Here is a 4,674-nt window from a genome sequence, read left to right as displayed (position 1 = left end):
CCCTCCAGCCCGCGCACCTGGCGGTCGCGGGCCAGCCGCTGCAGTTCGCGCTCGGTGGCCTCGATGACCTTCGCATCCAGCAGTTCGCGCAGCTCCACGCGGCCCATGAGCTCGTTGAGCAGGGTGGAATCGAGGGCCAGGGCAGCGGCCCGGCGCTCCGCCAGCGGGGAGTCGCCTTCGTAGAGGAACTGGGCCACGTAGCCAAAGAGCAAGGACTTCGCGAACGGGGAGGGCTGCTGGGTGGTGGTCTGGACGATCCTGAGCTCGCGGCGCTCGACCGACGCGGCGATGTCTTTCAGCGCCGGAAGGTCGTAGACATCCTGCAGGCACTCGCGGACCGTCTCGAGGACAATCGGGAACGTCGGGTACTTCCGGGCAACATCCAGCAGCTGCGCCGAACGCTGCCGCTGCTGCCACAAGGGCTGCCGCTTGCCGGGATTCTGCCGGGGCAGGAGCAACGCGCGGGCCGCGCACTCGCGGAACCGGGAGGCGAACAGGGCGCTCCCGCCGACCTCCGCCGTCACGATCTGCTCGATTTCCTCCGGGTCAAACAGGAACAACTCGGCGCCCGGCGGCTCATCCTCCATCATGGGCACGCGCAGCACGATGCCGTCGTCGGCGGCCATGGCCGAGCCGTCCATCCCGTAGCGCTGCTGCAGGCGCTGGCCCACGGCCAGGGCCCACGGTGCGTGCACGGGCATGCCGAAGGGGCTGTGCAGCACCACGCGCCAGTCGCCGAGCTCGTCGTGGAAGCGTTCGACCACTAGGGTCGTGTCGCTGGGGACCACCTCGGTGGCGAGCCGTTGTTCGGCGAGGTACTGGATCAGGTTGTTCGCGGCGTAATCGTCCAGTCCGCTGGCCTTGCACCGCTCGGTGGCCGGCCCGACGTCGGACGCCGCCAGTTCGCGCATGAATGCGCCGAGGGCGCGGCCCAGGTCCACCGGCCGGCCCAGGGAGTCGCCCTTCCAGAAGGGGAGCTTGCCGGGCTGGCCGAACGCCGGCGAGACCAGGACGCGGTCGTGCGTGATGTCCTCGATCTTCCAGCTGGTGGCGCCGAGGGCGAAGACGTCGCCAACCCGGGACTCATAGACCATTTCCTCATCGAGTTCGCCCACCCGGCGCCCGCCCTTGGCCGCGGCGGCGGCCGGGCTGGCTGCCCTGCCGTCCGCACCGGCGCCGCCGGAGGAGCCGCTACCGCCGGTGCCCTCGACTTCGGTGCCGATGATGTAGACGCCGAACAGCCCGCGGTCCGGGATGGTGCCGCCGGACGTGACGGCGAGCCGCTGCGCGCCGGGCCTGCCCTCGATGGTCCCGGCATTCCGGTCCCAGATGACCCGGGGGCGCAGTTCGGCGAACTCGTCCGAGGGGTAGCGCCCGGCCAAGAGGTCCAGGGTGGCCTCGAACGCGGAGCGGGGGAGCGAGGCGAACGGCGCCGACCGCCGGACCGTGTTGAACCAGTCCTCCACGTCGATGGCACCGAGGGCCGTGGCGGCGACCGTCTGCTGGGCCAGGATGTCCAGCGGGTTGGCCGGTACGCTCAGCCGCTCGATCTTGCCCGCGAGCATCCGCTCCACGGTGATGGCCGTGTGGACCAGGTCTGCCCGGTGCTTCGGGAACAGGACGCCCTGGGAGACTTCGCCAACCTGATGGCCGGCGCGGCCCACCCGCTGCAGACCACTGGCCACGGAGGGAGGCGACTCGACCTGCACCACCAGGTCCACTGCACCCATGTCGATGCCGAGCTCGAGTGAGGACGTGGCCACGACGCAGCGCAGCCGACCGGATTTCAGGTCATCTTCGATCAGGGCGCGCTGGTCCTTGGACACGGAGCCGTGGTGGGCGCGGGCCAGCACGGGATCGGCGCCGGCGCTGCTCCCGGCCTGGGCCATCATGTGGGCCGGTGTGGCGGTGGACGTGGGCTGCGCGGCGGCGCCGCCGGACGGCACGCCCACACCGCGGGACGGCATTGGACTCGGCACTGGACTCGGCACGCCCCGCGGCACGTCATTCGGCACGGCGTCGAAGTCCGGGGTGCTGGCGCCGAAGTCCGTCCAGCCGCCGCCGGCTGCCAGGAGCTGGCGTTCGGCGTAGATCTCGTTGAGCCGGGCGGTCAGCCGTTCGGCGAGGCGGCGGGAGTTCGCAAACACGATGGTGGACTGGTTGGCGAGCACCAGGTCCACGATCTTTTCCTCCACATGCGGCCAGATGGAGGCCTGGGGCTGCAGCCCGGAGGCCGGACCGGAGTCGAAGGCCCCGGCGGCGCCCTGGAGATCGGACATGTCCTCCACCGGGACGGAGACGGTCAGGTCCCAGTTCTTCCGTGACGGAGGGGCGACAATTTCCACCGGCGCCGAGCCGGCAAGGAACTGCGCCACCAGCTCCTTGGGTTCCACGGTGGCCGACAGCCCGATCCGCTGGGCGGGCTTGGGCAGCAGCGCGTCCAGCCGTTCCAGCGACACCGCCAGATGCGCCCCGCGCTTGGTGCCGGCGACGGCGTGGACCTCGTCGACAATGATCGTGTCCACCTCGCTGAGGGTTTCGCGGGCCTTGGACGTCAGCATCAGGAAGAGCGATTCCGGGGTGGTGATGAGGATATCGGGCGGGTGGCTGAGCAGCGAGCGGCGGTCCGACGCCGTCGTGTCCCCGGACCGGACGCCCACGGTAATGAGCGGGGCCGGCAGGTCCAGGCGTTTGGCGGTCTGCGTGATGCCGATCAGCGGCGCGCGGAGGTTGCGTTCGACGTCGACGCCGAGAGCCTTGAGCGGGGATATGTACAGCACGCGGGTCTTGCGCTGGGGCGCCTTGCCTCGAGCAGGCTTCCGGCGCCCGCCCTTGGCCGAGGGGTCCAGGCCGGGGAGGGCGTCGGGCTCTGCGGGCGCGGAGACGAGCAACCGGTCCAGCGCCCAGAGGAACGCGGCGAGCGTCTTGCCGGAGCCGGTGGGTGCGACGACGAGGGCGTGCGAACCGGAGGAGATGGCATTCCAGGCGCCGTTCTGGGCCGGTGTGGGCGCGGAAAAAGCGCCCAGGAACCAGTCCCGGGTCGGCCGGCTGAACCGGTCCATGGCGTCGGCCGCGAGTGTGCCGCCGGCGAGCTCCTGCCCCTTCATTCCTCCATCATGCCCTACCCCGCCGACACTATTGGCCGGGCCACATCATGGGGCAGCGGGTCCCGCGGCGGCCAGGTGCCCCGGGACGGGCGGAGCGCAGACGCGCTGGAGCAGAGACGCGGGGGACGGGTGTTACTTGGGCTGGAAGGCACCGATGGTCAGCAGGTTGATCTCCGTGTTGGTGCAGGCGTCCAGTTGCTGCGGAATGAACAGCGACGCGGTGTCGTTGGGCGGGTAGACCCGGAATCCTGCCGCCGGTGTCTTGGTGCAGTCCGGGTAGTTGGCGGCCTGGGTGTAGCGCAGGGTGGCTGTGCCGGCCTTGCCCGGGGCGAGCGTGACGTCGGTGACCGGGCCCGAGTCGTCGCGGGTGGCGGCGGCGCCGATCGGCTCACCGTCGGCCCCTGCTGTGAGGGAGACGCCCGCGAAGCCCTTCAGCAGGCACGGTTCGGTGCCGGAGTTGGTCAGGATCAGCTGCATGTAGATGCTGCCGGCCGCGCCGCCGCCGGTGGCATCGGTGGTGCCGGTCAGGCTTGCGGCCTTGCACAGCTGGGGGCCTGCCTTGGCGGTGGACGGTGCGGCGGCGGCAGAGGATTCCGGCGCGGCGGCGGACGTCGCCGGCGGCTGGCTGGTCTCCGTGGCAGACGGGCTGGGCGGGGACGCGGCCGACTGGGCCTGCGTCGAGCTGCCCCCGCAGCCGCTGAAGAGGAGGGCCGCCGCGGCAGCCGTTGTCACAACCAGTGCGTGCTTCATTCGCTGAGACCTCATGGCTCAACCATTATCCCCGCCGTTGCCTTAGTCAACGATGCCACTGCGACGGAGCCCGATTGATGTCCGGATTGTGATTTCCCGGCATCGGCCGAGGTCAACTGCGCCGCGTGCTGCTTCCCGGAGCCGGCGAGCAGCTGCCCTAGTCGGTCTCGGGCCCCGAGCAGTAGTGGCAGTCGTCGGGGCAGGAAGCGGCCCAGGGGTCCGTCCCGGCCGCGGACCCGGACAGGATTTCCGGCTGCCGTGCCAGCGCCGTAGGCCGGTCAGTTGCCAGCATGGCCAGCGCCTCCGGGGTCTGCCACGCTCAGTTCAAAGCCGTCGGCAACGTGGAACAGCTGCCGGTGCCCGCCGTCGGAGAGCACCCATACGACATCGCCGTCGGGCGTGCGGTTGTCGACCAGGCCCGCGTGCTCAAGGCGGCCGCCGCGGTGGAGGTGGACGGCGTCGCCGATCTCGACGTCGTCCCAATGGGCGGCGCTGCCGGAAGGCCGGTTTTTCTGCAAGGTCATGAGGAGTCCTGAACGGTCACGGGGAAACGAGGATGTGACCCAGCTAACCGTGGAATGGCCTTCCGCCTCAATGGTCAAGTGAATGAGACACTGTCTTACTGTTGTGCACAAGTCCAGGGACGGAACTCCAGGGCCGGAGCCCCCGGTAGAACTCCGGGCGCTAGGCGGCCGTCTACGTGTCCGTGCGGGCTGCGCGGCGGCGGGTCAGCCAGGCAAAGGTGGGCGGAGGGGGCGGCGGGACAGCCGCTGCCGCGGCCGCCGTGCGCCCCGAGGTGCCCCCCGCTGCCGCGCGG

The 4,674-nt window shown here is 70.8% G+C and carries 4 protein-coding genes; all 4 read right to left on the bottom strand.

Annotated elements, in window-relative coordinates; genetic code table 11:
* A partial coding sequence (locus tag AC1D1S_RS19410; RefSeq protein ID WP_476995239.1) for a DEAD/DEAH box helicase occupies positions 1-3,107 on the bottom strand: 3,107 nt, incomplete at its 3' end.
* A gap of 132 nt (positions 3,108-3,239) precedes the next feature.
* Entirely contained in the window at positions 3,240-3,857 is a 618-nt protein-coding gene (locus AC1D1S_RS19405; protein WP_243182153.1) for a DUF4232 domain-containing protein, read from the bottom strand.
* 157 nt (positions 3,858-4,014) lie between these two features.
* Entirely contained in the window at positions 4,015-4,149 is a 135-nt protein-coding gene (locus AC1D1S_RS19400; RefSeq protein WP_275450882.1) for a hypothetical protein, read from the bottom strand.
* A complete protein-coding gene (locus AC1D1S_RS19395; RefSeq protein WP_243182154.1) occupies positions 4,136-4,381 on the bottom strand; it encodes a hypothetical protein in 246 nt (81 codons plus the stop codon). Before AC1D1S_RS19395 ends, AC1D1S_RS19400 begins: the two co-directional genes overlap by 14 nt.
* Positions 4,382-4,674: the final 293 nt, after the last annotated feature.

The organism is Arthrobacter sp. P1_A5 (assembly GCF_056406825.1).
Note: the sequence above shows the minus strand (reverse complement) of the source record. Positions and strands in the feature narration are given on the sequence as shown.

Coding starts and splice junctions, on each gene's coding strand:
- AC1D1S_RS19400 (WP_275450882.1), bottom strand. CDS start 4,149: ATGCTGGCAACTGACCGGCCTACGGCGCTGGCACGGCAGCCGGAAATC.
- AC1D1S_RS19395 (WP_243182154.1), bottom strand. CDS start 4,381: ATGACCTTGCAGAAAAACCGGCCTTCCGGCAGCGCCGCCCATTGGGAC.
- AC1D1S_RS19405 (WP_243182153.1), bottom strand. CDS start 3,857: ATGAAGCACGCACTGGTTGTGACAACGGCTGCCGCGGCGGCCCTCCTC.